Here is a 24,169-nt window from a genome sequence, read left to right as displayed (position 1 = left end):
AACCGCCGCGATGGGCGAGATTGGCGCGGCATCGAATCCATCACTGCCGCACAAGAGTGCACCAGCATAACTTCGCCAACACAAAAGCAGCGCAATTATTGGGATAACCCTATGGCTTGGGTTACAATTCACTCAATGGCGTAACCGATGGAAGTATCACAATGATTAACGCAAAAAAGATTGAAGAACTGGCTCAGCAACTGAGTGACAACCTGCCTGCTCCTGTAAAACAGTTTGCCGGTGAGTTTGAAGAACGCAGCAAAAGCATTCTGCAACAACAGCTGATGAAGCTGGATTTAGTCTCTCGCGAAGAGTTCGAAGTACAGCAACATGTACTGTTAAAAACCCGCGAGAAGCTCGAAGCATTGCAAGCGAAAGTCGCTGAACTTGAAGCCAAGCTGAGCCAAGATGCGTAATTGACACAGCGATTTACGCTCTAGAAAAACTAAAGGCCGCAACGATTAACTACCATTGCGGCCTTTTTGATATGCGAATTTCAGTTAGACGTGAGCCACCGGCGTCGGATGCTGCTCGGCGTTACGCATTAACATCAACAGATACACCACTGACACGCTGGCAATCATGATAAACAGCAAACCATCAGAGAAGGTTTCCATCAGCGCGCCAGTTAATGTTGGCCCAACCAAACTGCCTACGGTATAGCTCAACAGCAAGGCTTGGTTCATTGCCACCAATTGATGTTGCGCCACCTTCTCACAGGCCCAAGCCATCGCCACCGGATACAGCGTAAAACCAGCTGCACCGAGAACAAATAACGCGGGTGTTAACGCGACATGTGACAACATCGCGATACATCCCAAAATAACGATAAACACCTGCACCCGCAGTACCAGCAAGCGACCAAAGCGATCCGCCAGCTTACCCACAGGCCACTGACCAAAAATGCCAGCACTGACCAGCAAGGCCATCCAAAACCCCACTGTTGCATCATCCTTTTGCAAATGATTGAGGTACAGCGGCATCAAACCATACATCGACCCGAGCACAATGCCCGAAATCACACAGCCATGAACCCCTAAACGCGCCTTGCGAAGGCGCAACATCGACCATAAGTGGGTTTGCTGCTCTGCTGCAGGTTCATTGTTGACGATGCGAGTAAACAGCAGTGGCAGCATAGAACTCAGCACCAAGGCTACTGCCCACGGCAACACGCTCATCAGCTCCGTCGACAGTTTTGTCAGCAACAGCTGCCCCGCTACCGTGCCGAAGTAATACACCATCATATAAGCGGCTAATAAGCGACCGCGATTACGAGAATGACCGCTGCACATTAACGCGCTTTCAACCACAACCCAGATCATTGCACAGCCGACGCCAGCGATAAACCGCCACAGACACCAGCTGTAAAACTCAACCACAACCCCTAAGCCGATACAGCCAACGGCAAAAATAAGTGACGCGAGATAATAACTACGATTAAACCCAAGCCGGGTAATACAACGCCCCGCCAGCAGCGTGCCCAGCAAATTACCGGCAAAATATGCAGAACTGACCATGCCAACTTGCCATGTCGCCATGCTTTCGCGCGCTAACCAAAGGGGAACTAGGGTATTTAATACTGCAATCGAAAGGGTCAACAGCAGTAGACCGCTGAGCAATAACAGCACCGGTCGAGTGTAAGTAGACATTTATGTTTGAAGGTAGGTACATCGAAAAGTGTGCGCATTATTCCACCGGAATAAATTCCGTCAATTAGGCAAAGTTTGCCGCTGTGCGCCAACGCAAACTGATGGTTAAAAAAATTCGTCAAAAAATCCCTATTTAAAAATAAAGTAATTGATTTTTAACAAATTTAATTACTTTACCTTAGATTGATTTAGTTATTTATGGACAAAAAATTTCACCAATATAAATACTAATGCAACACCAATAAATACCTTTAAACTCAGCTAGTTAAGACTCATTAACCAGGAAGAATAGACCATACCAACGATAGCTGCTTCAACCCTAAAGGCTCTCTGCTCGGGCAATAGACGATTACCAGCTGACGCTTTACATCAGGCTAGGAGCTTTGCCACTATTGACAGCCAAAGTCATCGCAAGGACTGCAATGCCGATCACTCGCGCGACCATGCTCTGTGGTGTAACTAGCTGGCTACTGTTATTACTGCCGCCACTGCTCGTTACGCTCTCAGGGCGGGCACTTTTTCCATTGCTGGATCTTTCCAGCGGTTTCGCCGAACTGAACTATGCACTTACTATGACCGGCACTCGGCCATGGGGAGTGGTGACCAGTATTGTGGTGTTGGGATGGGTATTGGTTCAGCTCCCCTCTCGGCTGCGCTTGCCTATTTTTTGCACCCTATTGCTGGCGTTAGGCTTAAATCTGCTGCTCAGTCATGGACTTAAGCAACTGTTTGCCGAACCTCGCCCCTACGTGGAATATCTTGCCCAGCATGGCTTGCTCAATCTCAGCCAATTTTATCAAGCTGATAGCAGTGAGCGCAGTGTGCTGTTAGCAGCACTGTCACGCGATCAACTGCCGATTCCAATTTCAGCAAATGTGTGGAGTCAATGGCAGTTTGAAACGAGCTATTCATTTCCCTCTGGCCACACCTTGTTTAGCTGTACGCTTGCCCTCAGCAGTAGTGTCGCACTATTAAAGAGAAAGCGCATATTGCTGCCGATGTTACTGCTGTGCTGGGCATGGTGGGTGAGCCTGTCGCGTATTTTACTTGGGATGCACTGGCCTATTGATGTGCTCGCATCCGCATTATTAGCCGGCGTCATCACGCTAGTGAGCAACCTCATCATGCACTGGCTAACGGCAAAATTCATCACCAACACCGAACGGGACTAACGTTCCAATCATTGCCATATTTTCGCCACAATTGATCGCCACATTGCCACAGCACTCGGACGCGAATGCTGCTCTAATCAATTCAGAGGTTGAGCGGTTTCAGGCCATCACCATGCATTCTTTGCTACCTTGGCAACCCAGCGTTGGACAAGGATGTCCATTTTTTAAACTAGAGAGCACCACTCGTGAGTCATACTATCCATCTGTACGCCACTACTCAGGCCATCATCTTCGGCAATAGCTCCTTTTGGCAAATCACTCCCCCACAAACCACATTGCCACGCAGTAAGCGTGCTATCACGCTGGAAATTATTGGCGATGCAGCCCAAGGGGTTGAATTAGTCATTAGCCCTAAAGGCCTTTACACTGCCAGCTTGCATTGTGCTTCGTTGGCAGATGCGCAGTGCTATGCCCATGAGTGGTTAGGCATTACCCCCCATCACTGGGACACTGCCATGACGCCCCTCGCAGGTTAGCCAGCCTTGAATATATAAAGGATTACGCATATAGCCTTGCATTTACCTCTAGGCGGCGCAAAATAACAGCCAAATCAGGATTTACAAGGAGTAATGCCATGCTAAGTTTAAATCGCACTTTGTGCGCGCTACTGTTGTCTACGGCGCTGTTACAAGCACCTCTGAGTTACGCCGAGACACAACTGATCAACCAACAGGCCGGTGGTTACCAGCTGCAAGTAGGTGATGTTGTGGTCACCGCATTAAACGATGGCACAGTGCCACAAGATGCCAAAAAGCTATTGCGGAACATCAGCCAAGCGGACATCGATAACCAACTAGCGCATAACTTCCAACACAATCCGGTAGAGGGCTCGATCAATGCTTATTTGATCCAACTGCCTCAACATACAGTGTTAGTAGATACTGGCGCGGGTCATATGTTCGGTCCCGATAAAGGCGGTAAAGTACTCGCTGATTTAGCCACCTTTGGCATAAAAGCCGAAGATATCACCGATATTCTGTTGACCCATTCTCACGCTGATCATACGGGTGGTTTGATTGCAAATGGCCAGCGCGTATTTCCCAATGCGACCGTACATTTGGGCAAAGGTGACATCGACTTTTTCTTTGATGATGCCAAGATGAAAAGCTCTCAATACGGCCAAGGATATTTTGATGGCGCGCGTAACACCCTCAAACCTTACATAGATGCCAACAAAGTCAAAACCTTCAGCGGTAGCGAACAGATCCTGCCCAACATCACCGCCACCGAGCACCCTGGGCATACGCCCGGTTCGGCGTTTTATCGGTTAGAAAGCCAAGGCAAGAGCATCACCTTTATCGGTGACATTATCCATATTGCATCTGTGCAGTTTGCTCACCCTAACGTTACGATCATTTACGACCAAGATCAGTCGCAGGCCAAAGCAGTGCGTAATACAGCCTTTGATCAGTTCGTCAAAGAAGGGGAATTAGTTGCCGGGCCACATTTATCATTCCCGGGGATTGGTCACTTGCGCCAACGCGGTGATGGCTATGAATGGGTGCCGGTCGATTATGTGAATCGTAAACCTAGCGCAGCTAAGTAAATGCGCTTAAACGGCATAATTGTGTCTCACTCTGTGTAGCACTTTTGTACCAAGCAAGTCCTAAACAAAATTTTTAAGGCATAAAAAACGGGTAACCGCTTAATTTCAAAGTGATTACCCGTTTCTTTTTAAATAAAGTGAGTTGGCCTATAAGCCGGGTCCTGTTCTCCCGAAGGAGCGGCAGCCATTCCTCTAGGCCTACAATCGCTCGTAGGCTCAAGCAATCTACCCGGTTCCAACGCGAGCCACGCCATAAGGAACCCTATTTGATCTTGCTCCGGGTGGAGTTTACCTTGCCACGAACTGTTGCCAGCCGTGCGGTGCGCTCTTACCGCACCGTTTCACCCTTACCGGCCCGAAGGCAGGCGGTCTATTCTCTGTTGCACTTGTCGTCAGCTCACGCTGCCCAGACGTTATCTGGCACCCTGCTCTATGGAGCCCGGACTTTCCTCCCCGTTCTTGCGAACGCAGCGACTGCCCGGCCAACTCGGCGCGGATTATAGCTTAGCTAACGATAAGCACCAAACTTTTCTACCAGCCTTGCTCAAGACCGTATTTATACAGGGCGTTTTTCTTAAGACCAAAGATCTCTGCGGTAATCGCTGCAGCCTTTTTTAGCGGCAGTTCGGCACATAATAGTTGTAATGCTTCGAGGGATTTTGGCGGAAACTCCTCGTCGGCTTCACTGGTAAAGCCATGGCACATCAACACGATTTCACCTTTTTGCTGATTTGGGTCGCTGGCAACAATCGCCCGCACTTCGCTAATGGTGCCGGTGAGAAAGGTTTCGAAGGTTTTGGTGAGCTCACGTGCCATCACCATCTGTCTATCCGCGCCAAAAACCTGTTCGAGTGATTCTAGACTAGGCAAAATGCGATGCGGTGACTCATAAAAAATCAGCGTGCGTGGATCTTGCTTGAGCTCAATGAGTTTATCGATGCGACCTTTTTCTTTGGCTGGCAAAAAGCCCTCAAACGAAAACCGATCTGACGGCAAGCCGGAAGCCGACAATGCCGTTATCGCGGCACAGGCACCGGGCAGCGGACTCACAGCAAAGCCCGCTTCACGTACTTGCGACACTAAGTGATAGCCAGGGTCTGAAATCAGTGGCGTACCCGCATCACTAATCAAAGCAACCGCTTCACCGGCGGCTAATTTTTCAATAAACCATTGGGCTTTTGCGCGTTCGTTATGATCATGTAACGCCACAGTACGAGTAGTAATCCCAAAATGACTCAGCAGTTTGCCGCTATGGCGAGTGTCTTCGCAGGCGATTAACGCGACTTCACTTAGCACTTGTTGCGCTCTGGGCGTGAGATCCGCCAAGTTGCCAATAGGAGTGGGAACAATGTATAGGGCGACGGCTAACGTCATATTTACCTCAGGGACAAATGTTAACGGCCTTTCACTCGCCAACATGTAAGGTTAAACTAGTGGCAGCATCTTACCAGAGTACCGTCCTGTGTTAAAAAGACAGAATAGCATTAAGTTAGTGTTAGCAGTGTCGCTGATGGCGGCACTTTGGGGTTGTGGCTCGCAACCTACGCCACAAGTTGCCAAACCGGTGCAAGTCAATACCGGCTCACTTGCCAGTGTGCAGCAAGCTCCCTCTTTTTATTTGGATGCGGCCTCAAAAACGACCGATGGCGAAAGTCGCCAACGTTTATTGCTGCAAGCAGCACATGCTTACCTCAATACCAATCAGATTAAAGCGGCCGCAGAGATCCTCACCTCATTGAAAGGTAAGTTGGTCGCAAAAGATGAACTGCTGGCAGAGCATGTGTTTTTGCAAGCCAAAGTTTTTGAACATAAGCAGATGCTGGCAGATGCCTTAGCCACGCTACAATACCAATCCAGTTGGCGCTTAGCCGATTGGCAATGGCGCAACTATTACCAAATGCGCGCCTCGATTTATGCCAAAACCAAACGTACGGTTGAGCAAGTGCGCGAGTTGTGCCAACTTAGCCGCTACTTGAGTGATGCTGAAGTGCAGAACTTGAATAGCACGATTTGGAATTCACTCAATAGCTTACAGGAAGACACCTTAGAGTATTACGTAGCCAAAGGTGGTGAACCCGTCTATCTCGGTTGGTTGCGCTTAGCCTATCTTGCTAAACATTACGCAGTCGACCCAAGTTCATTGGTGAGTCAACTGGGCCACTGGCAAAGTAGCAACCCGAGCCACCCCGCTGCCATGACCTTGCCGGAAGACTTGCAACATGCGCTCAGCACTAAGCCTTATCATCCGCAGCATATTGCGGTATTACTGCCGTTATCGGGTGAGCGTGCCAATGTTGCAGTACCGCTAAAACAAGGTCTAATTGCCAGCTATCTGGACGAGCCTGATGCCGATGTAGAGCTGCGTTTTTATGATACCGCCAACGGCGCCGCAACGGCCTATCAAACGGCTGTGAGCGAAGGGGCAGACTTTATCATCGGCCCGCTACTGCAAAACGAAGTAGAGCAAGTTTCTCAACTGTTCGCCCAACCCGCAGTTGCAACCTTAGCTGCAAATGGCACGACAGCGCCAGTGGCGACCAATGCGCCGGTAATCAACAAGCGACCACCCGAGTTGTTTCTCAATAATGCCGACCAACTGACTGGCGCTGCCGATCAATTCTATTTTGCGTTATCGCCGGTGCAGGAAGCGGCAGATGCGGCGCAGCGGATGTATCAAGACGGTATCGAGCTACCTTTGCTACTGGCGAGCAACGACAACATTGGTCGTCGCATGGCCGAAAGTTTCAGTCTGACGTGGCAAAAACTGACGGATAAACCCGCCGAAATCCATTACTACGACAACGAAAAAATGCGCGAGACCGTGCAGCAAGCCTTAGGCGTGGATCAGAGTGAAGCGCGTATCGATGAAATTAAAAAACTGCTGAGTAATCAAATCAAAGCCGATTTTCGTTCCCGTCGCGATATCGATGCAATTTACATGATCAGCAGCGCCCATGACCTCACTTTGTTGAAACCCTTTATCGACGTGAATTTCAGCGTGTTTGCCGAACCAGCGAAGCTCTACACCAGTAGCCGTGCTCGCCAAGATGATAGTCGCCAAGCAGTGCAAGAGCTGAACAACATCACCATTAGCGACATTCCTTGGCTGATGCAAGCAACTGGCAACAGTAGTAATTTGGCAGCGTTGTGGCCAACCTGGGGCAACCCACAAAAACGTTTGTATGCAATGGGCTATGACTCGTTGCAATTGGTCAACAAGCTGGCGCAAATGCGCGCCTTTCCCGGCTACCAATTTAGTGGGCGTACAGGCCTGCTGTCGGTGGATAAAGACGGCGTGATTAATCGTCAGCTCAAATGGGGCTATTACCGTCACGGGATTTTGCAGCAAAACTAAGGATAACCCGAGTTGAATATTGGCAAGGATGCTGAAAATCAGGCGCGAAAATACTTAGAGCAACAAGGGCTCAAGTTTGTCACTCAGAACGTTCGTTACAGCTTTGGCGAACTCGATTTAATCATGCGTGACGGGAAACAGTGGGTGTTTGTTGAAGTCAAATTTCGCTCCGGCAACAAATTCGGTGGTGCGCTGCACGCCTTAAGTCAGGCACAGATGCAACGTATTCGCCAAGCCGCTGCATGCTATTTGCAGCAACACAAAATTGATGCGCCTTGCCGCTTCGATCTGGTGGGAATCAACCAGCAACAGATTGATTGGGTTCGCGGGGCGTTTTAGTTAACCAGACCTTAGCTCGGCAGTGACAGCAAAACACCGAGCAGTGTGATAAAGGAAACCTGCATGTTAGATAATATTAAGGCGAGCTTCACTGAATCGATCCAAACCAAGATCGATGCTGCTGAAGCACTACCAGATTCCATTGCGAAAGCCGCAGAGATGATGGTGCATTGCCTGTTGAGCGGTCATAAAATCCTAGCTTGCGGCAATGGTGGCAGTGCTGGAGATGCGCAGCATTTCTCTGCTGAGCTGCTGAATCGCTTTGAAATTGAACGCCCACCGTTACCTGCGTTAGCGCTAACCACTGACAGCTCAACCTTAACCGCGATTGCCAATGACTACAGCTATGATGAAGTATTCTCAAAGCAAGTATTGGCACTAGGTCAGCCGGGCGATATTTTGCTGGCCATCTCGACCAGCGGTAACTCACGTAACGTGATTAAAGCGATGGAAGCTGCACTCAGCCGGGATATGACCATTGTGGCGTTAACCGGCAAAGATGGCGGTGCCATGGCGGGCTTGTTGAGCAGTAACGATGTGGAAGTACGCGTACCGTCTAACGTGACCGCGCGTATTCAAGAAGTGCACCTCTTGGTTATCCACTGTCTTTGTGACAACATTGATAAAACGCTGTTTCCTCAGGATGATGCGCAATGAAGTTTTTGATGTTGCTGAGTTTTATGATGTTTACCCTTACGGGATGCGCCGGCGCTATGATGGCGGGCACCGTAAAGGGTGCGGTCATGCTCAACGACGAACGCTCCATTAAGACGCAGCTAGATGACACCAATACGGACTTTGTCATTGATAGCAAACTGCGCTCTAACGATGAGTTGCGCAGCCAAAGTCACATCACTGGCGTGTCGATGAATGGCAATGTGCTGTTAATTGGCCAAGCCCCTAGCTCACGCTTGCGCGATCTGGCGATTAACATAGTGCAGTCGCTGAAGCTTGGTGGCAAAATCCATAACCAAATCCGCATCGGCAACCCAATATCCTTTACCACCCGCAGTAACGACTCTTGGATCACCACCAAAGTGAAAGGTCGAATGCTGAACGATAAAGTATTGGATATGACTAAGATTAAAGTGGTTACCGAAAATGGCGAAGTGTTCTTGCTAGGGTTAGTTAGCCGTGAGCAGGGAGACCTCGCGGCCGATATTGCCAGCAAAACCGCCGGAGTTCGCAAAGTGATTAAAGTGTTTGAGTACGTTGAGCCGAGTGCAAATCGCTAATCACTCACCAGACTTACTTATGCGTAGAGCTACAAAAAACCGGTCAAGCGACCGGTTTTTTATTGGATAGGTAAGCGATTAGACCAAGAAGCCCACTCGTTCATAAACGGTTTTCAAGGTAGCTTCTGCACGCGCTTGTGCTTTTTCAGCACCCTCACGCATGACCGCATCCAAGAATGCTCGGTCTTCGCGGAACTCGCGATAGCGCTGCTGCAACGGCTCTAACATACCAACAACCGCTTCACCGGCAGCGCCCTTCAGATGGCCATACATTTTGCCTTCAAACTGAGCTTCCAGTGAGGCAATGCTTTCACCTGTTACACCAGACATCAAACTCAGCAGGTTAGATACCCCCGGTTTGTTTTCGATATCGAAACGCACAACGGGTGGCTCTTCACTGTCGGTCATGGCTTTTTTCAACTTTTTCATCACCGCTTTTGGATCTTCCAACAAGCCGATCACGTTGTTGCGGTTTTCATCTGACTTAGACATTTTCTTTGTTGGGTCTTGCAGTGACATCACTTTAGCGCCCAATTCTGGAATAAATGGCTCTGGCACAGTAAAGGTGTCGCCATAGGCATTGTTGAAACGAATCGCGATGTCGCGGGTCAGTTCAAGATGTTGCTTCTGATCTTGTCCTACAGGTACTTCGTTTGCTTGATACAACAAAATATCCGCCGCCATCAACACCGGATAATCAAACAAGCCAACGTTGATGTTATTAGCGTATTTTTGCGACTTATCTTTGTATTGCGTCATACGGCTCAGCTCACCCATTTGGGTGTAGCAGTTCAGAACCCATGCCAATTGCGTGTGTTGTGGCACTTGTGATTGGATAAATACAGTACTTTTTTTCGGGTCAACTCCACAGGCTAGGTACAAGGCCAGTGTGTCTAAGCAGGCCTGACGCAGCTTTTCTGCATCCTGACGAACCGTAATGGCGTGCAAATCTACGACACAGTAAAGGCAGTCGTGACTGTCTTGCATATTCACCCACTGACGCAATGCGCCTAAGTAGTTGCCGATGGTCAATTCACCAGAAGGCTGAGCACCACTCAGTACAATGGGTTTACTATTACTGCTCATTTGTTTATTTGCTCCGCTTATTTATCAGCGCTTTCAAGTAACGCCGGAATTTGTTCAAAAGATTCACAAACCGCATCGGGCTCGCTGAGTCCGATATCTTCACCGTAGTTGTAACCATAGGTCAAGCCGATTGAGGCAATACCGGCGGCTTTCGCGGCGCGAATATCATTTTTTGAGTCGCCCACCATCAACACTTGTTGTGGGGTGAGTTGCCAATGTTGGCAAAGATGAGTCAATGGCAGAGGGTCTGGCTTCATTTTAGGCAGGCTGTCACCGCCCAAAATCGGCTCAAATAGCTCACCGATACCAAAGGCGTTGAGCAGTGGCACACTAAATTTATGCGGTTTATTCGTTACCACCGCAAGACGATAACCCTGCGCGTGCAGTTGACGTAATACATAAGCAACGCCATCATACAACTCACTGTATTGCTCTAAACATGCCTGATAGTGGCGCATAAAAATCGGCATGGCTTCATTCAGATAATCAGCAGTAGGAAGTTCACCGCTACTGGCATTAATGGCACGTTCCATCAGTTTAGTGGCGCCGTTGCCCACCCAATTGCGAACTTGAGCTTCAGTCACGTTAGCAAGCCCTAACTCCGCGAGTGCACGCTGAGTTGCCACCGCCAAATCTGGCACGCTATCCACTAAGGTGCCATCCAAATCAAACGCTATTCCCTTAATGCCACTAAATTTCATGCTGATACCTTTGTGAGTTCCTCACGCATTTGATTAACCACTGCTTGATAATCTGGTTGGCCAAAAATCGCTGAACCGGCAACGAACATGTCGGCGCCAGCTGCTGCAATTTCGGCAATGTTATCGACCTTCACCCCGCCATCAACTTCGAGACGAATATCATAGCCACTTTCATCGATGATTTTGCGCACCTGCGCCAATTTTGGCAGAGTTTGTGGAATAAACGATTGGCCACCAAAGCCAGGATTTACCGACATCAACATGATGATATCCAGCTTATCCATCACATAATCTAAATAGCTTAATGGCGTGGCAGGGTTGAATACCAAGCCCGCTTTACAGCCATGCTCTTTGATTAATTGCAGCGTGCGGTCAATATGCTCGGACGCTTCTGGATGGAACGTAATAATTGAAGCACCGGCTTTAGCAAACGCAGGCACTAAGCTATCCACCGGCTTTACCATCAGGTGCACATCAATCTCGGCGGTGACACCATGTTTACGCAATGCACTGCAAATCATTGGCCCAAACGTTAAGTTAGGCACATAGTGATTGTCCATCACATCAAAGTGCACTACATCTGCGCCAGCGGCCAGCACCTTATCGACCTCCTCGCCAAGACGAGCAAAATCTGCAGCAAGAATAGAGGGGGCAATTAAATAAGGACGCATAGTTTTCTCACTAGGGGTTGGAAAGAGACCTATTCTACCCGCCAGCAGCGACAGGCTCTAGGTTTGTTAAGAGGTTTATTGTACACGCAGCGCTGAAAAATCCTTCTGCTACCATGGTCAAAAAAGCTGTTTAATTTATCAGCGCGTTTGCTATACTCCAAAAGTTGTAATTATTTATGAACGAGAAAATGGACGTCAAATTCGCAGCTTTTATCCCCAACATGAAGACGGTTGCAGTAACCATTACTGCCGCTGGTGTTGTGGTATCTGCGGCGTTCTCCGTTCAACAGTGGGTAATTGACGACCAATCATTGGTAGGTAACTGTACTACTCGCAATGAGTACAACACAGCCCTTCCAGCTAACCACCCAAGTAATCGCTGTGCAAATCCGCAACAAGAATTAAGTTGGCGCAGTTGGTTAAGCGGTAAAAGCCGTTCTGGCCAATTTCACTTCATCGATTTTATGGAGCTGTTGAGCGGCCATCAACGCAAACCTATCGATGATGTCTCTCCTCGAAACTCTGGCCGTAGCACCCAAAGCTAACTAAAACCACATCCTAAAGCTGATATTGTTTATGCTCACTGGCACAGATTGATAACATTGTCGGCAGTTTCGGTGTCATATAACGCAATCAATTCATCCACTTTTTTACGTGAAGCGCCTTTCTGACTGATGTTGCGTTGCACGCTAATGACTTCCAACTTAGCACCACGGTAGAGTTCGCGGGTCAGTGGAATATCGTGATTGCTGATCACCACAGGAATACCGCGCTCAAATGCGGTTTGGCGCGAGCTACGGGCAAGAATCGCTTGATCATCTAAGCTAAATCCTGCCCCCACATAGGTGGTAAAGCTTGAAGTGCTAGAGAGTGGCGCATAAGGCGGGTCGCAGTAAACAACATCATTGGGCTGTAAGAGTTCAAATGCCTGCTCGTATCCGAAACAAACAAACTCTGCTCGTTGCGATTTCTTAGAAAAACCCCGAATTTCAGCTTCAGGAAAGTAGGGCTTTTTGTAGGAACCAAAAGGCACATTGAATGCCCCTTTGCGATTGTAACGGCACAAACCGTTAAACCCATGACGATTGAGATACAGAAATCCCAACGCCCGGTCTAGCGGGTCTTTCGCGCCATTAAAACGTTTTCGAGTATTGTAGTAAAACTCTGAATCGTTATTGGCCGCGATAAACAATTCGCCAGCCAATCCGATAAAATGCTCAGGGTCACGTTGCACAATGCTATACATATCAATCAGATCGCGATTGATATCGCAAAGAAGATAGTTGGCATAATCAGTATTAAGAAATACGGAACCAGCACCAACAAATGGCTCAACCAAACGTTGTCCAGCAGGCAAATGGCGCACAATGGCATCGACGAGTTTGAACTTACCGCCCGCCCATTTAAGAAACGCCCGCTGTTTTTTTATCATTAATCAATGCCAAACGTTGAAAACCAAAGGCCGAATATTACCTGCTTTACGAAGAAATTTCATCGCTAATCCGTTTTTCCAACTGATAATCGCCCAGCTCTTTCCAGGCTCTTAGCCAAGGCTTAGAAAATCCCTTCGCAGTCAGCTGTTGACTGATTTGACTGGCCGTTGCACGTTCAGCAAAATCCCCCACAAGTACTACCCACCAATCGCGGTGACGGCAAATTGTAATCGGTTGCCCTTTTAATTTTTCTAACACGGGTGCTAACGAATCACGATGTTTGACACTCGCCACCTGCAGCGTAAATCCCTTCATTGGCAGCTTGGTAGCAGCGGCTTTTGGAGCATCGACTGCTGACGCTGAGATGACTGACGATTGCGTGGATGACTGTGCGTCTGATTGTGCGACTGGTCGTTTAGTGGGATGAGAAGCTGGCTTTGCTGCAACACTTAATAGCTCCACTTTACGTGCTTGAGGTGGCCGTATAGTGCTCGTTTCAACCCCAGCGACATTTAGTGCATCTTGCAACAGTTCGCTACTGACGTCGGCGTCATCATGGGATGGTAAGTTCGCCGCAAACTCGTTCTGAGGTGAGGAAAACTCATCTTGGCTAGTCACACCAGACACATCAGCAAAATCGGTGATGGACAGCAGCGTCAAGCCATGTAATGCCGCTGCAGGAATGTCAGATTCACTGTCAGAGGGCTCAATAATCGCCTTAGCAAACTCAATCATATCAACATTTGTTGCGGCTAACACCGGACTCGCCAGCGTGACTTCAGGCAATGGTACAGATGCCTTATAACCGTACCACGCTAAGCAACCCATCATGAATACTGCCAATGCACCCGCGGCAAAATACTTACCCCACGCCCGTTGCATCTTCACCACAGGGGTTTCATTCAATGCTAACTCGATTAACTCAACCACTTCAGCAGGGGTACCAGTTTGGCGCTGCAGTTGCGGCACGATAATGCTACGAGGCGTAAAAGTGCTTTGCTTTGAACGGGTCAGCAATGTTTGGTACAAACCTTCTCGTTCAGCAAGGCTCAATGGCAAAATAACAATAGGTAACAACACATTGCGCAAACGCGCAGGCAGCTGATGGCTAAAGCCCTCAGCAAATTCAGTCGAAACTGTTGCGGTTACTGTGATGGGATAGCCTGCGCACTGAATCTCAGTGACAAGTAATAGTTCAGCCCAAACAGCCAATGGCAAATGTTCAGCATCATCTAGCAAAATGTGAAGTGGTTTATTCAGGGTACTGACAAAACGTAACAGCGTATCAACTAAAGAGACTTCATCATCAAACAGCGGATCGGGCAGCAGTTGCATGATAATTTTACGGCGGATTTCTTGCGCTGCTACATGCTGCGGACAACTGACTAAGGCAAGATTGCGGGTATCGAGTTCGTCAGCGAGTCCCGCCAATACGCTCGTTTTACCACTGCCATTGGCACCGCTTAGCAGTACCAATTGTTGACCGTAACACGCAAGGTGTAACAGCCTTTGGATAAGTGTTTCTTGAGAGGGTAAAAGAAGTTCGTTCGCCACCAGATCACCCGAGGGTCAATTAGCGGCTGATAACTTGCTCCAACAAAGTATCGGATACTTCGCCAAAAACAGCGGCACTGCCAAGGCTAGTGGGTAACACTAACCGAATTTTACCGGACAGCACTTTTTTATCGCGCCGCATATGTTGAATAAAACTGTCAAAGTTCATGCTTGTAGGCGCAGTAATTGGCAAGTCAAACGCCTCCAATAACGCCACAATGCGACAAACGATTGACTCATCAATCAATCCCATACGCTTTGCTGTTTCCGCAGCAAGGACTGTGCCAGCGGCAACGGCTTCACCGTGCAACCAGTTGCCATATCCCATTTCGGCCTCAATCGCATGCCCAAAGGTATGTCCAAGGTTGAGCAGTGCCCGTACGCCTTGTTCGGTTTCGTCTTCCGCAACCACTTCCGCTTTGATTTCACAACAACGTTGAATAGCGTAAGCAAGTGCTCTGGATTCTAGCGTTTTTAATTCTTGCACGTGTTGTTCTAACCACGCGAAAAAGCTGTTGTCCCAAATGATGCCGTACTTAATCACTTCCGCCATACCAGCCGCGAATTCTCGTGCAGGCAAGGTACTCAAACAACGGGTGTCAATCAACACACTTTGTGGTTGATAGAAAGCACCGATCATGTTTTTACCCAGCGGGTGATTCACTGCTGTCTTACCGCCCACCGAGGAATCGACCTGCGATAACAGCGTTGTAGGAATTTGCACAAATTGAACGCCGCGCTGATAACTCGCTGCAGCAAATCCGGCCATGTCACCAATAACGCCGCCACCTAACGCAACAATCACCACATCTCGACCACAATTATGCTCAAGTAATGCAGTAAAAATGCTATTCAGCTGTTCAAGCGTTTTGAATTTTTCGCCGTCAGGTAACACGACAGACAGCACAGTTCCAACCTCACTGAGGCAATCGGAAACTTGCTGGAGATATAAAGGCGCAACTACATCATTAGTCACAATGAGCAGTTTGCGCCCTGAAAATTGCGATAAATATGAAGCACTTTTGCCTAACAGATCCTGACCGATCAAGATGGGATAACTTCGTGCTCCTAACTCAACCTGGATCTGCTCAACCGACATTAGAACCCCAATTTATCTATGATTTGATTAGCAACTACTTTGGCACTTTGTTCATCTGTTTTTACGATGACATCAGCAATTTCCGCATACAGAGGATTACGTTTTTCCGCCAGATCTTCGAGAACTTCTCGTGGATTATCCACTTGTAACAGCGGACGACGTTTATCACGTTGAGTACGCGCCACCTGCTTATCGATGGTTGTTTCGAGATAAACCACAATACCGCGAGCAGACAGGAAGTTACGAATATCTTTGCTCTGTACCGAGCCACCACCAGTGGCTAACACAATACCCTGCTTTTCGGTCAAGTCAGCAATCACTTGGGCTTCACGACGTCGAAAACCTTCTTCACCTTCAACGTCAAATACCCATGCGATGTCCGCACCTGTACGGCTCTCAATCTCCTGATCGGAATCGTAAAACTCAAGATGTAGCATTTGCGCCAAGTGACGTCCTATGGTGCTCTTACCGGCGCCCATAGGCCCTACTAGAAAAATATTACGTTTTTCAGCCATTTCTTATACGTCTGAATCTTATGAATAGTTTGCAGAAAGTCGATTTGGCAACAAATCGACGGGATTGTTACCTTGCTCTATTGAGACTTGACTCGGGATTATCTCAGCTAACGGTATCAGTTAGCAAGCCACCCTTTCCACTTATTATCTAGCTACGCAATAAAAAAGCCAGTGCATAAAGCACTGGCTTCTGAATTATAACGGAAAATTAGAAGTCTTCAGTGACGATTTTTGGCGTCACGAAAATCAGCAGTTCATGACGTTCATTAGCGTCCGAGCTGCTTTTGAATAAGTTACCCAGTACTGGAATATCTCCCAAGACCGGCACTTTATTCACTGCATTGATGATTTGTTGTTGATAGATACCGCCCAACACGATGGTTTCACCATTGTCCACCAACACTTGTGTACCCACTTTTTGAGTGTTGATTGATACCGCTTCACCCAATGGCGTTTGCACAATCTCACCTTGTGAATCTTGAGTGATTTCCAAATCCAGAATCACACGATTATCAGGTGTAATCTGTGGGGTTACTCGCAGTGATAACACCGCCTTTTTGAACTGAACGGTAGCGGCACCACTAGAAGCTGATTCGACATAGGGGATTTCCACACCTTGCTCGATATAAGCCGCCTTTTGGTTAGACGTGGTAATACGAGGGCTCGCAATGATTTCGCCCTTGTTTTCCTGCTCTAATGCGCTCAATTCAAGATCTAGCAAAGTGCCATCTGTCAATTTCGCCACACTAAAAGCGATACTAGCCGCATTTCCACCTGCTGGGAGATTCACGTTAAGACGATCAGCAAGCGCTGGCGTTGTCCCGGAGACTAGCCCCGATGCACCTTCCAATGTTCCAGAAGTACCATAGTCATTCTGCAGATCGGTGACCCCCCAACGCACACCCAAATCCTGCGCCACGGTGTCACTTACGGTAACCATTCGGGACTCAATCAATACTTGCTTGATAGGAATATCCAGCGCGTCGATCAAGCGATGGACGTTTTCCAATGTATCCGCGGTATCCTTCACCAACAAAGTGTTAGTGCGTTCGTCAACTGCAACGCTACCCCGTTCAGTCAACAAACTTGAGCCATCACCTTTTAGCAGCGCCGCAATATCAGTCGCTTTGGCATAGTTTATCTGCAGATATTCCGAGTAAAGCGGCGCCAACTGGGCAACTTCTTGCTTGTTTTTCAGATCTTGGCTCTCACGAATCGCTAGTTCTTCAGCGGGTGCCACCATCAAAATATTGCCTTCGATGCGTTTATCTAACCCTTTTGTTTGCAGGATCAAATCCAATGCTTGATCCCAAGGCACATCATCAAGGCGCAACGTAATACTGCCATCAACGGTATCACTGGTGACCAAGTTAAAATCGTTATAGTCAGCAATAATTTGCAGCGCAGTTCTTACCGAAATCTTTTGGAAGTTCAGTGAGATGTTCTTGCCGTTGTACTTTTTCTTTGGTTCAACTGAGGCTGTTTGAGTGGCCTTTTTCATGACCACTTTAAACAGATTGCCATCCTGTTCATATTGATAGTCATACACACCTTTGACATCAATCGTGAAGCGTGTGGTCATATCATTACGGAAGGTTTCAAAGCTGCGAACGGGCGTTGCAAAGTCTTGTACATCCATGACATACAACATGTCGTCTGGAATTTCAGTATTGTAAAACTGCACTTCAAGCTTTGCGCCCACCTGCTGCACATTGGCAGCGACGGCAGCATTGTTCAATTCAACAACCAACTCACCACCATCTTCGCCAGCACGGTGAAAATCGATGTTTTTAATTTTGTTTACAAATGGATTGTTGGCTTGGCTATTTTTAGGGTCAAGCACAGAATCATTGATAGTTAACCGATAGGTATTACCAAAAGCTTTACCTTGGTAAGGCTTGACCTTGGCAAGATCGACCGCAACCTGCAGCGTCTTTTCTTGCTGACGCGTAGTTACTTTGTTCACGCCAACCTGATCGATTGGCAGTTCTGTTTTTTCAAGGCCAGAGGTGGTGTCAGCAAAGTTAAGACGAATACCCGCTGGTTCAGCGGATAATTGAATTTCCGGGTCTGCAACAGGGCTTTCAAACATCAACTCCAGCTCAAGTTGATGATCAATGACAGTGTGATATTTCACATTAACCAGCTTATTGTCTGCCATTGCGCAAGGAATGAGACTAACCGCCAATACACATCCCAATGCGAGTCGCAACCATGCGCCTGTCTTTCCAGGTTCGTTATGCGCCACAATAGATCTCATTATTTTCTCATCCTTCGCCGGTTATTCGCCTGTCAACTCTAGACTGCTATTCCGTTCGGTCCAACATCCCGAACCGTCAGGAATTAACTCTCTAATATCAATACTGCTGGCAGAAATTGCCTTGATTCGTCCGTGATACAATCCTAGATAATCACCTACGCCCACGCGATATACACTCGCATCAGCGGTTTCAAGTAATGCCCAAACAACGCTGTCCTGGCTTAAGGTGCCGCGCATTTTCAAATTATCCAATGCGTAAGTTTCAAGCCGACCTTTTCTACGTTTAAGATCAGGCTGTAAACAATCCCTCGAGGTATCAACTACTTCTTCAGTCAGTTCACGAGCTGGCGGTACAAAAGGACTGCGCAACAACTCAGCTTGGTAGGCAAAATGCTCAAATTTCGGAGGTTCTTTTAGTGGTGGGATCCGCGGAACATGATTGGTCTTAGTAGACGCCACAAACTGTTCCAAATCAGCTCTGTCACCAATACAGCCACTTATTAAAATTACCACTAAGACAATTGGAAAAAATCTCATTTAGCTTTCCCCTTTGCCTTGCTATTTGCACTGCCAGCTTCGGCCCCCTCTTTAAAGCGGTAAGTTTTTGCCAACAAATCCATCGACAATTGACCGCTTTTTTCTTCGCGTTTAATCACGAAATCATGCAAGCTCACGATACGGGGCAATTCAGCAACACCTGAAACCATCTTGCCTAATTGGTGATAACCGCCTTCGACTGACATTCGAATTGGATATTCGATGTAAAACTCGCGTTGATTTTCCGCGTCCCAGTCAATACTGCGAATTTTTAGCCCTGAATCTGTCGCCACAAAAGTGAGATCATCCAACAAACCGGGCATCTCATTTTGCGATGGCAGCATCTTCAACAATTCAGCAAACTGAGCTTCCATCTCAATCAATTGCTTACGGTATAATTCTAGATTAGCAGCTAACTGATATTTTGCTGTAAAGTCTTGTCGTAACTGAGCTTCTTTGTTCTGTTCAGCCTCATATGATGCCCAAGCATCGTCAACAAAGAAATAGTAACCACCAACAAACACCAAAATCGCCAACACAATGGCAAACACGGTTTTGACCTGTGCCGGCCAATCGCCGACATTTTCCATGTCTAAATCGTTAAACTGGCTAAGATCGAATTTCATTTGCCAGCCCCCTTAGTCGTTGCCGCGGGCAGTTCTTCCATGCCACCTTTCACTGTGACCTTCAGCTTAAAGCGCTGTAACTCACGAATATCTTCTTGTTGCGACACGATAGACTGCATGGAAGGGTCTTGCAGCCATTCTGATGCTTTAATCTTACGCATCATATTGGCCACGTTGTTATTGGACTCACTACGTCCTTCAATCCAAATAATGCTGCCTTTTTTCTCAACACTCGACAGATAAACGCCTGGCGGAATGATTTTTACCAGCTCATCTAAAATATGCGTCGGTAAGTTTCGAGATTGTTGCAAGTTGAGAATAATCTCAGTCCGCTTCTCGATATCTGCTTTACGCTGCTTAATTTTGGTAATTTCAGCAATCTGTTTATCTAATTGCTGAATCTCATTCTGCAAATAGGCATTACGTTCACGCTGATCTTCGGTCATCAAACCAATAAAGCTGATAGCGAGATACACTAATAGTGCCGCGCCAACAAATACGAGTCCCAGAATTCCTAAATAATCGCGCTTTTTCTTTTCCCTGGCCTCTTCACGCCAAGGCAACAGATTTATGTTCGCCATTGACCGTAACTCCTTAAGGCGAGACCACAGGCAATAAGATATTTATTGATGTCTTGCTTTAGTTGTTGCTGTACTTTTTCATCGGCCTTAAGCGCACCTTTAAACGGGTCTGCAATTGCCGCCTGTACGCCAAGTTCATTGGTAAGCAAATTGACCATACCTTCTAATTTAGAAGTACCACCACACAACAGCACATAATCAACTTTATCTTTACCACTAGACGTGCAATAAATCTGAAGCGTACGTTTTATTTGTTGCAATAATTGCGTTTGGAATGGCGTGAGTACTTCAAACATATAGTTACGTGGAAGGTCGCCATCAATTTTAGCTTTTTCGGCCTGTTCGTAAGGCATGCCGTAGTAGGAAAGAATGGACTGAGTAAACAACTCACCGCCAAACGCTTGTTCACGAATAAAGGTGGTTTCGCCTTGCTCCACGACCGCAAAGGTCGTCATGTTGGCGCCAATGTCGACCAGCACCACCACACCGCTTGTTTGGATACTTTCGGGCACTTGTTTGGCCACTAACTCATAGGCCCGGCCCAATGCATAGCCTTCCACATCGACCACTTTGACTTCCATGCCGATGCTATCTAACGCATCAACTCTCGCATCAATATTATCTGTACGGCAGGCACTTAACAGTACATCGACCTTAGTGGCATCGTTTTTATTCGGGGCAAGCGTTTCGAAGTCGATACTGACTTCATCGAGGGAATATGGGATAAGATTATCTGCTTCAATTTCAATCTGCGCTTCCATTTCAACTTCGCTGAGCGATGCATCCATGTAGATGACCTTGGTCATCACCGCTGAGCCTGATACTGACACAGCCGCAAACTTGGCAGATTTAGGTAGTTGGCGTTTTAGCAGACGTAAAGATTCAGTGACCGCTTCTCCATCCCGGATATCGTGGTCATTTACGGCTCCCTTCTTTATTGGCGCAGAAGCATGAGCCAATATTTTATATCCGTCAGAAACCTTGGCTAACAGAATCGCTTTGGCTTCATGAGAGCCAATGTCAATCCCGACCATCTGCGGCGCCTGACGCCTCCAGAAATTAGAAAGCATAATCCCGTGCCATCTTTTTGTTGTTGAATCCTAGCGTAGCACAAACTTTACAAGTTTGTGATCATTTATAACTGCTTCATTAACATTATTTTGCGTGTTTTTAAATCGGTTTTTACTTCACCCAAACAACGTCGCCTTATATACTAATCCGTCACAGCAAAAAGCGGAAATTTATAGTGTGAAGTGGTTAAAACGTATTCTGATAACATTTTTCAGTCTATTTCTACTGGGAATCATCACAGTTACTGCAACTTATTTTTACGTTTTGCCGGATTTGCCGGACGTTGCCACATTAAAAAACGTGCAATTGCAGACTCCGCTCAAAATATATTCAAAGGACGGTAAGCTTATTTCGCAATTTGGCGAGAAGCGGCGCATTCCGTTAGAACTGTCCCAAATCCCCAAACCTTTGCTGCAGGCTTTTATCGCCACAGAAGATTCGCGCTTTTATGAACATAAAGGCGTCGATCCCGTTGGGGTATTGCGTGCAGCACTCGTGATGTTCACCACAGGCCAAAAACGCCAAGGTGCCAGTACGATCACGATGCAGGTGGCGCGTAACTTCTTTTTGACCCGCGACAAGAAATTTATTCGTAAAGTCAAAGAGATCTTTATCGCGCTGCACATTGAGCAGCTGCTAAGCAAAGATGAAATTCTTGAGTTATATGTCAACCGTATCTATTTGGGTCAACGCGCATACGGCGTGGGGGCTGCGGCTCAGGTCTATTATGGTAAGGATGTTAGCGAGTTAACCTTATCAGAAATGGCGATGATTGCAGGACTACCAAAAGCACCGTCGACTATGAATCCCATATCTTCACCTAAACGCGCCTTTAGCCGCCGCAACGTCGTGTTAATGCGGATGCATGATGTGGGCTACATTACCGATGGTGAATTCCAAACCGCGAGTGCAGAACCTTTATCAGCCTCTTACCACGGTGCCGAAATCGACCTTTACTCACCATACGTATCCGAAATGGTACGCGACTACATGGTGCAAAAGTACGGTGAAGAGGAAGCCTATACTGGCGGCTACAACGTTTACACTACCATTGATTCACGCCTGCAAAAATTTGCGCAACAAGCAGTACGAGACAATGTTTTCGCTTATGACGAACGTCATGGCTACCGCGGTCCGCTGGCAACCTTATGGACGGATCGTGCTCCAGCAAATGATCAGATCCTCGCCGAGTTAGCAAAAACAGCGACTATTGAAGATATTCAACCCGCAGCAGTCATGGCAGTTACCGAGCAAGCAGCCACCGTGATGTTAGCAAGCGGTCAGCAGATTGCGCTTGAATGGGCGGGCATTAATTGGGCACGTAAATTTTTCAGTGACCGACGCCAAGGCCCAGCGCCCAAAACCGCTGGCGATGTGTTAAAGGTGGGTGAAATTGTCTGGGTGCGTAAAAACAGTGAACGTTGGCAACTCTCACAAATACCAGAAGTTTCTAGTGCCATGGTATCGCTTGCACCCGAAGATGGGGCGATACAAACCTTGGTGGGCGGTTTTAGCTTTAGCATGAGCCAGTACAACCGCGTCACTCAAGCGAAGCGGCAGTTAGGCTCAAACATCAAGCCATTTATCTACACTGCTGCGCTTGAAAAAGGCTACACCCTCGCAACCCTTATCAACAACGCGCCGATCAACAAACCCGATCTGCGTCAGGGTACCGCATGGCGTCCGAAAAACTCGCCAGACGTTTATGGTGGTCCAACACGTTTAAAGGTAGGTTTGGCGCAATCGGTGAACGTGATGGCTGTGCGCGCACTGCGTGAAGTTGGCTTAGACAATGTCATCAATAAACTGACTGAATTTGGCTTTAACCCAGAAGATTTGAGCCGCAACGAATCATTGGCGCTCGGTTCACCTTCTGTCACGCCACTGCAAGTTGTAACTGCCTTTACCAGTTTTGCGAATGGCGGTTTTCTGGTTGAGCCATATTTCATCGATCACATCGATGATGGTTACGGCAAAACCATTGAACGCGCTCAACCCGCGTTGGCCTGCGACGATGACGAACAATCAGTTATGTTTACGCCAGATAATAGCCAGATTACTGCGGACAGCACCTCGGCATTAGTCAACAACGAGCCAACCGTGGCACCTACCACATTGGGGGATGGCGAATACAACTGCGCCCATCCGAATGCCCATCGCGCCAAACGAGTTGTGTCAAAGCAAGTGGCGTTTTTGATCACTGATGCTCTGAAAAGTGTTATTTGGGGCGGTGGTGATTGGAATCATGGCACAGGTTGGAATGGTACTGCATGGCGTGCATCACGTTTGATTAAGCGCCACGATATAGCAGGTAAAACAGGGACAACCAACGAATCGCGCGATACCTGGTTCAGTGGTTTTAATCCTACCTTGGTCACCACCTCATGGGTGGGTTTCGACGACCATAGCCGTGAATTAGGTCGTACCGCGTGGAATCCAAATGCGCCGAAAGATCAAATCAATGGCGGCGAGTCGGGTGCAAAAACTGCAGGTCCCGCATGGAACCAATTTATGTATTATGCCCTGCAAGGTACGCCAGAGGTGATCATTCAGCCACCGGAAGGCATCGTCTCAGTGCGCATCGATTTAGAGTCAGGCAAGCTCTCGCGTAAAACGGATTACACCAGTGAGTTTGAGTACTTTATTCAAGGCACTGAGCCGAAGGAATATGCCCAAGACAGCAATGAAGATAGCAACATCTTCATCGACTCTAAGGCAACCAGCGAATTATTCCACTAG

General features: G+C 47.7%; 24 protein-coding genes and 1 other RNA gene. 10 read left to right on the top strand and 15 right to left on the bottom strand.

Annotated elements, in window-relative coordinates; translation table 11 throughout:
- Positions 1 to 161 precede the first annotated feature (161 nt).
- A complete protein-coding gene (gene ubiK, locus JYB87_RS02025) occupies positions 162 to 416 on the top strand; it encodes a ubiquinone biosynthesis accessory factor UbiK (protein WP_207355259.1) in 255 nt (84 codons plus the stop codon).
- Positions 417 to 500: 84 nt separating this feature from the next.
- On the opposite strand, the gene JYB87_RS02020 is transcribed toward ubiK, so the two are convergent.
- The gene (locus JYB87_RS02020; protein ID WP_207355258.1) at positions 501 to 1,649 is read right to left on the bottom strand and encodes an MFS transporter; all 1,149 of its coding nucleotides are present in this window, start codon (positions 1,647 to 1,649) and stop codon (positions 501 to 503) included.
- Positions 1,650 to 2,071: 422 nt separating this feature from the next.
- Between JYB87_RS02020 and JYB87_RS02015 the strand changes: the two genes are divergently transcribed.
- The 3 genes from JYB87_RS02015 to JYB87_RS02005 all read left to right on the top strand — a co-directional run bounded on the left by JYB87_RS02015 (position 2,072) and on the right by JYB87_RS02005 (position 4,367).
- On the top strand, positions 2,072 to 2,821 hold the full coding sequence (locus JYB87_RS02015) for a phosphatase PAP2 family protein (protein ID WP_207355257.1): 750 nt from the start codon (positions 2,072 to 2,074) through the stop codon (positions 2,819 to 2,821).
- A 185-nt stretch (positions 2,822 to 3,006) separates the two neighbouring features.
- Positions 3,007 to 3,297, top strand: a complete 291-nt coding sequence (locus tag JYB87_RS02010) for a hypothetical protein (RefSeq protein ID WP_207355256.1) — start codon at positions 3,007 to 3,009, stop codon at positions 3,295 to 3,297.
- A gap of 98 nt (positions 3,298 to 3,395) precedes the next feature.
- Positions 3,396 to 4,367: an MBL fold metallo-hydrolase gene (locus tag JYB87_RS02005; protein WP_207355255.1), complete on the top strand. Its 972-nt coding sequence runs from the start codon at positions 3,396 to 3,398 to the stop codon at positions 4,365 to 4,367.
- 134 nt (positions 4,368 to 4,501) lie between these two features.
- Here the strand turns inward: JYB87_RS02005 and rnpB are convergent.
- Positions 4,502 to 4,857, bottom strand: an RNA gene (gene rnpB / locus JYB87_RS02000) — RNase P RNA component class A.
- A gap of 41 nt (positions 4,858 to 4,898) precedes the next feature.
- The gene (rsmI, locus tag JYB87_RS01995; protein ID WP_207355254.1) at positions 4,899 to 5,741 is read right to left on the bottom strand and encodes a 16S rRNA (cytidine(1402)-2'-O)-methyltransferase; all 843 of its coding nucleotides are present in this window, start codon (positions 5,739 to 5,741) and stop codon (positions 4,899 to 4,901) included.
- Positions 5,742 to 5,829: 88 nt separating this feature from the next.
- Here rsmI and JYB87_RS01990 point away from each other — a divergent pair, with 88 nt between their 5' ends.
- The 4 genes from JYB87_RS01990 (at position 5,830) to JYB87_RS01975 (ending at position 9,296) form a co-directional block, all read left to right on the top strand.
- Complete coding sequence (locus JYB87_RS01990) at positions 5,830 to 7,722, top strand: penicillin-binding protein activator (protein ID WP_228729926.1); 1,893 nt, start codon at positions 5,830 to 5,832, stop codon at positions 7,720 to 7,722.
- Positions 7,723 to 7,734: 12 nt separating this feature from the next.
- Positions 7,735 to 8,061, top strand: a complete 327-nt coding sequence (locus JYB87_RS01985) for a YraN family protein (protein WP_207355253.1) — start codon at positions 7,735 to 7,737, stop codon at positions 8,059 to 8,061.
- A gap of 63 nt (positions 8,062 to 8,124) precedes the next feature.
- On the top strand, positions 8,125 to 8,718 hold the full coding sequence (locus JYB87_RS01980; RefSeq protein ID WP_207355252.1) for a phosphoheptose isomerase: 594 nt from the start codon (positions 8,125 to 8,127) through the stop codon (positions 8,716 to 8,718).
- Entirely contained in the window at positions 8,715 to 9,296 is a 582-nt protein-coding gene (locus tag JYB87_RS01975; RefSeq protein ID WP_207355251.1) for a BON domain-containing protein, read from the top strand. The genes JYB87_RS01980 and JYB87_RS01975 overlap by 4 nt, the downstream gene beginning before the upstream one ends.
- Positions 9,297 to 9,374: 78 nt before the next feature.
- Here the strand turns inward: JYB87_RS01975 and trpS are convergent, their stop codons facing one another.
- Genes trpS through rpe form a run of 3 tightly spaced genes read right to left on the bottom strand, consistent with a single transcriptional unit; the run spans position 9,375 to position 11,754 of the window.
- Positions 9,375 to 10,382, bottom strand: a complete 1,008-nt coding sequence (trpS, locus tag JYB87_RS01970; protein WP_207355250.1) for a tryptophan--tRNA ligase — start codon at positions 10,380 to 10,382, stop codon at positions 9,375 to 9,377.
- A 17-nt stretch (positions 10,383 to 10,399) separates the two neighbouring features.
- Positions 10,400 to 11,083 (bottom strand): phosphoglycolate phosphatase, encoded by a 684-nt coding sequence (locus tag JYB87_RS01965; protein ID WP_207355249.1) that lies wholly within the window; start codon positions 11,081 to 11,083, stop codon positions 10,400 to 10,402.
- Positions 11,080 to 11,754: a ribulose-phosphate 3-epimerase gene (gene rpe / locus JYB87_RS01960; RefSeq protein WP_207355248.1), complete on the bottom strand. Its 675-nt coding sequence runs from the start codon at positions 11,752 to 11,754 to the stop codon at positions 11,080 to 11,082. Before rpe ends, JYB87_RS01965 begins: the two co-directional genes overlap by 4 nt.
- Before the next feature lie 188 nt (positions 11,755 to 11,942).
- Here rpe and JYB87_RS01955 point away from each other — a divergent pair, with 188 nt between their 5' ends.
- Positions 11,943 to 12,299, top strand: coding sequence for a hypothetical protein (locus JYB87_RS01955; RefSeq protein WP_207355247.1), 357 nt, complete (start codon positions 11,943 to 11,945; stop codon positions 12,297 to 12,299).
- Positions 12,300 to 12,334: 35 nt separating this feature from the next.
- Here JYB87_RS01955 and JYB87_RS01950 read toward each other — a convergent pair whose 3' ends face one another.
- The 9 genes from JYB87_RS01950 to JYB87_RS01910 form a co-directional block, all read right to left on the bottom strand.
- A complete protein-coding gene (locus JYB87_RS01950; RefSeq protein WP_207355246.1) occupies positions 12,335 to 13,186 on the bottom strand; it encodes a Dam family site-specific DNA-(adenine-N6)-methyltransferase in 852 nt (283 codons plus the stop codon).
- Positions 13,187 to 13,232: 46 nt separating this feature from the next.
- Positions 13,233 to 14,741 carry an AAA family ATPase gene (locus JYB87_RS01945; protein ID WP_207355245.1) on the bottom strand — a complete coding sequence of 503 codons (1,509 nt, stop codon included), beginning with the start codon at positions 14,739 to 14,741 and terminating at the stop codon, positions 13,233 to 13,235.
- Positions 14,742 to 14,760: 19 nt separating this feature from the next.
- Complete coding sequence (gene aroB, locus JYB87_RS01940) at positions 14,761 to 15,840, bottom strand: 3-dehydroquinate synthase (RefSeq protein ID WP_207355244.1); 1,080 nt, start codon at positions 15,838 to 15,840, stop codon at positions 14,761 to 14,763.
- Positions 15,840 to 16,355 carry a shikimate kinase AroK gene (gene aroK / locus JYB87_RS01935; protein WP_207355243.1) on the bottom strand — a complete coding sequence of 172 codons (516 nt, stop codon included), beginning with the start codon at positions 16,353 to 16,355 and terminating at the stop codon, positions 15,840 to 15,842. Before aroK ends, aroB begins: the two co-directional genes overlap by 1 nt.
- A 208-nt stretch (positions 16,356 to 16,563) precedes the next feature.
- The gene (locus JYB87_RS01930; protein ID WP_207355242.1) at positions 16,564 to 18,615 is read right to left on the bottom strand and encodes a type IV pilus secretin PilQ; all 2,052 of its coding nucleotides are present in this window, start codon (positions 18,613 to 18,615) and stop codon (positions 16,564 to 16,566) included.
- Between the two features lie 21 nt (positions 18,616 to 18,636).
- Positions 18,637 to 19,152 (bottom strand): pilus assembly protein PilP, encoded by a 516-nt coding sequence (locus tag JYB87_RS01925; protein ID WP_207355241.1) that lies wholly within the window; start codon positions 19,150 to 19,152, stop codon positions 18,637 to 18,639.
- A complete protein-coding gene (locus JYB87_RS01920; RefSeq protein ID WP_207355240.1) occupies positions 19,149 to 19,778 on the bottom strand; it encodes a type IV pilus inner membrane component PilO in 630 nt (209 codons plus the stop codon). Before JYB87_RS01920 ends, JYB87_RS01925 begins: the two co-directional genes overlap by 4 nt.
- A complete protein-coding gene (locus JYB87_RS01915; RefSeq protein WP_207355239.1) occupies positions 19,775 to 20,359 on the bottom strand; it encodes a PilN domain-containing protein in 585 nt (194 codons plus the stop codon). Before JYB87_RS01915 ends, JYB87_RS01920 begins: the two co-directional genes overlap by 4 nt.
- Positions 20,347 to 21,429 carry a pilus assembly protein PilM gene (locus JYB87_RS01910; RefSeq protein ID WP_207355238.1) on the bottom strand — a complete coding sequence of 361 codons (1,083 nt, stop codon included), beginning with the start codon at positions 21,427 to 21,429 and terminating at the stop codon, positions 20,347 to 20,349. The genes JYB87_RS01915 and JYB87_RS01910 overlap by 13 nt, the downstream gene beginning before the upstream one ends.
- 178 nt (positions 21,430 to 21,607) lie before the next feature.
- Between JYB87_RS01910 and JYB87_RS01905 the strand changes: the two genes are divergently transcribed.
- Positions 21,608 to 24,169: a penicillin-binding protein 1A gene (locus JYB87_RS01905; RefSeq protein WP_207355237.1), complete on the top strand. Its 2,562-nt coding sequence runs from the start codon at positions 21,608 to 21,610 to the stop codon at positions 24,167 to 24,169.

The organism is Shewanella avicenniae (assembly GCF_017354945.1).
Classification (GTDB): Bacteria; Pseudomonadota; Gammaproteobacteria; order Enterobacterales; family Shewanellaceae; genus Shewanella; species Shewanella avicenniae.
The sequence above is the reverse complement of the archived record's forward strand: the minus strand, read 5'-3'. Positions and strand labels throughout refer to the sequence as shown.

What these genes read in the sequence shown, in the direction of transcription:
- ubiK (WP_207355259.1), top strand. Translation starts at nt 162, where the DNA reads ATGATTAACGCAAAAAAGATTGAAGAACTGGCTCAGCAACTGAGTGAC.
- JYB87_RS02020 (WP_207355258.1), bottom strand. Translation starts at nt 1,649, where the DNA reads ATGTCTACTTACACTCGACCGGTGCTGTTATTGCTCAGCGGTCTACTG.
- JYB87_RS02015 (WP_207355257.1), top strand. Translation starts at nt 2,072, where the DNA reads ATGCCGATCACTCGCGCGACCATGCTCTGTGGTGTAACTAGCTGGCTA.
- JYB87_RS02005 (WP_207355255.1), top strand. Translation starts at nt 3,396, where the DNA reads ATGCTAAGTTTAAATCGCACTTTGTGCGCGCTACTGTTGTCTACGGCG.
- rsmI (WP_207355254.1), bottom strand. Translation starts at nt 5,741, where the DNA reads ATGACGTTAGCCGTCGCCCTATACATTGTTCCCACTCCTATTGGCAAC.
- JYB87_RS01980 (WP_207355252.1), top strand. Translation starts at nt 8,125, where the DNA reads ATGTTAGATAATATTAAGGCGAGCTTCACTGAATCGATCCAAACCAAG.
- JYB87_RS01975 (WP_207355251.1), top strand. Translation starts at nt 8,715, where the DNA reads ATGAAGTTTTTGATGTTGCTGAGTTTTATGATGTTTACCCTTACGGGA.
- trpS (WP_207355250.1), bottom strand. Translation starts at nt 10,382, where the DNA reads ATGAGCAGTAATAGTAAACCCATTGTACTGAGTGGTGCTCAGCCTTCT.
- JYB87_RS01965 (WP_207355249.1), bottom strand. Translation starts at nt 11,083, where the DNA reads ATGAAATTTAGTGGCATTAAGGGAATAGCGTTTGATTTGGATGGCACC.
- rpe (WP_207355248.1), bottom strand. Translation starts at nt 11,754, where the DNA reads ATGCGTCCTTATTTAATTGCCCCCTCTATTCTTGCTGCAGATTTTGCT.
- JYB87_RS01955 (WP_207355247.1), top strand. Translation starts at nt 11,943, where the DNA reads ATGGACGTCAAATTCGCAGCTTTTATCCCCAACATGAAGACGGTTGCA.
- JYB87_RS01950 (WP_207355246.1), bottom strand. Translation starts at nt 13,186, where the DNA reads ATGATAAAAAAACAGCGGGCGTTTCTTAAATGGGCGGGCGGTAAGTTC.
- aroB (WP_207355244.1), bottom strand. Translation starts at nt 15,840, where the DNA reads ATGTCGGTTGAGCAGATCCAGGTTGAGTTAGGAGCACGAAGTTATCCC.
- aroK (WP_207355243.1), bottom strand. Translation starts at nt 16,355, where the DNA reads ATGGCTGAAAAACGTAATATTTTTCTAGTAGGGCCTATGGGCGCCGGT.
- JYB87_RS01930 (WP_207355242.1), bottom strand. Translation starts at nt 18,615, where the DNA reads ATGAGATCTATTGTGGCGCATAACGAACCTGGAAAGACAGGCGCATGG.
- JYB87_RS01925 (WP_207355241.1), bottom strand. Translation starts at nt 19,152, where the DNA reads ATGAGATTTTTTCCAATTGTCTTAGTGGTAATTTTAATAAGTGGCTGT.
- JYB87_RS01920 (WP_207355240.1), bottom strand. Translation starts at nt 19,778, where the DNA reads ATGAAATTCGATCTTAGCCAGTTTAACGATTTAGACATGGAAAATGTC.
- JYB87_RS01915 (WP_207355239.1), bottom strand. Translation starts at nt 20,359, where the DNA reads ATGGCGAACATAAATCTGTTGCCTTGGCGTGAAGAGGCCAGGGAAAAG.
- JYB87_RS01910 (WP_207355238.1), bottom strand. Translation starts at nt 21,429, where the DNA reads ATGCTTTCTAATTTCTGGAGGCGTCAGGCGCCGCAGATGGTCGGGATT.